Consider the following 2,078-nt stretch of genomic DNA (forward strand, 5'->3'; position numbering starts at 1 on the left):
GCGTAATCCATCTTAAGTCTCTCCGCCGTTTCAATTTGCACTATTTGAGCAGATAAAGTTTTGTCTTTTACCGGACGATGGAAGAGTTTAAATTTTTGTTTTTCGGCTTGGGTCATTGCCCGACCAATTCTTTTTTCTTCCTCGGCAATTAATAGTTCGATTGCTTCAGTTCTTCGGGAATAGTCTCTAATTGCTTGTTCCGGTATGCCAAGGATTTTAAATGTTCCTTTTTTGGGATCAGTGATTTCAATTTCTAACCCCATTTTGTCCAATTCTTTTGCGAGGGCTGCATGGAAAAATATGTGCATAAAATCTTGGTTTTTGAAAAGTATTTCATTTTCGATTGATCTATAGCTCCCATCTTCCGTTCGAATCATGTTGTAAATAAAATGGTGATAGTGCAAGTAAACTTCACCATCGCGATTGAGAAGATGCTGAATTTGGTTATAGATAATGCCATCGCCCCTAATCAGCTCTGTCTTTTTACCTTTCGTTTCACGATAACCAATCATCTTTTCCGCTTCAGAGATAGAAGCGTCCGCCGCGTCTTTTACTGCAGCATCAATTTTTGCAACCATTTCTAAATTGCCTTCGGCGAACATTATTGCGCGTAATAATGCCAACTCTTTCGGAGCACCCATTTGTACGTCGAACCCTGCTCTTCGGTTTTTACCGGCAAGCGACGCAAGTTCACTCAGCTTATCAAGTTTCGACGTAATACCCTCAACGCATTCCTCACTTAAAACGTCTGACATGGCTGATATCTTCTCAAAATCAGCAGTTGTCAAATGAGTATGAATGGTATTCCCATCGATGCCGTGTAGCAGAAGTTCTGCAGCGAGTTTCCCTTTGATCGTTGCATGTCCAGTACCATCATTGTCTGCGTTGTTGTAATAGCCTTTTTCGCCCTCAAAATACGATTGAGCTTGACCAACTGACATAAATTTTGACATGGTAAGCATTTTATTTACCCCTCTAAAAGTTAATTTAATGGTTTTACATTTAATTAACGTAATTCTAACTTTTTATTTAGTTGTAGTCAATGGGGCGATAGGACAATCCGAGGGATTGCGTGAGGTCTGAAAAAAAAAGAAAGAAAAAAGCCAAAAAAAACACACCACTAACACCCAAACACCCAAGAAAAAAAAGAAAGAAAAACGCCAAAAACTAAAAAATAATAGGAAAAAAATGAGATAGGATTAAGAAATAATTCAAAAAAGGTTAAAAATTATAGGGAATTTACAAAAATTTACTATTTAATTCATACAGATTTAAAAAATAATTGCTATAGTTTTAATATTAAATAGTAAATTGGTGGAAAACTTGGAAGAAAAGATTATTGAGTTCATGAACTTCAAGCAAGGTCGCGGCACTAAATCCGCGTATCTGTACGAGTACAAGGCGTTGATCGCTACCGCTGTAGAAATGAGATCATGTAAAGACTTGGCCGCATTTCTTAAGCTCACCGAGAAAGAGAATTTGGTGATCAAACAAAAAAGCGAAGCCGAACTTCTGCAAGATATATATGAGTATACTGCAAGAGAGAAGAGGATTAACCGCAAGAAATCAGCACCAACAAAGCCAAAGAAATTTTCCCGACCGGCCACAATAAATAATCATGATTACGAAGAAAAACCAGATTGTTTAAAAGTGGTGGCAGTAGCCGAGGCAAAAGCTCTCGCAAAAAAACACTTCAACAAGTACCTAGACGCACTCACACCCGAAGAGATTATCGAACTAAGGGAACAACACGGCATAGATGTTGCAGAAGCAGTGAGCACCATCCAGAAACAACTTGCAGAACAAAAAAGCTCTTCGGTTTCCAGTTCTGACCAAAGAAATACCCCTCTATCCACTTTTCGAAAACAAAAACTTGATCGCAGAAATTAAAGGTATACTAAGGTATAGTTATGCTATACTTACACTATAAACAAATAGTGAAGGATACCAAGTGAGAATTGAAACCGCCAAGCTAGAAAAATTGAAACAAGCCCACAAATATTTAATTGTGGGAAGAGATAAATATGGTGTTGCTTTCGGCGCATTATTTAACGAATTCGAAGAGATCTGTATTGAGG

General features: G+C 37.8%; 2 protein-coding genes. One reads left to right on the top strand and one right to left on the bottom strand.

Annotated features, from left to right (window positions below; all coding sequences use genetic code 11):
* Positions 1-962: MobF family relaxase (mobF, locus tag WA010_RS03895; RefSeq protein WP_422555851.1), on the bottom strand; the 962-nt coding region annotated here is incomplete at its 3' end.
* A gap of 361 nt (positions 963-1,323) precedes the next feature.
* On the opposite strand from mobF, the gene WA010_RS03900 reads away from it, so the two are divergent.
* A complete protein-coding gene (locus tag WA010_RS03900; protein WP_422555852.1) occupies positions 1,324-1,890 on the top strand; it encodes a hypothetical protein in 567 nt (188 codons plus the stop codon).
* The last annotated feature ends 188 nt before the right edge of the window (positions 1,891-2,078 follow it).

Origin of the sequence: Sulfuricurvum sp. (assembly GCF_049305995.1) — a bacterium.
Classification (GTDB): Bacteria; Campylobacterota; Campylobacteria; order Campylobacterales; family Sulfurimonadaceae; genus Sulfuricurvum.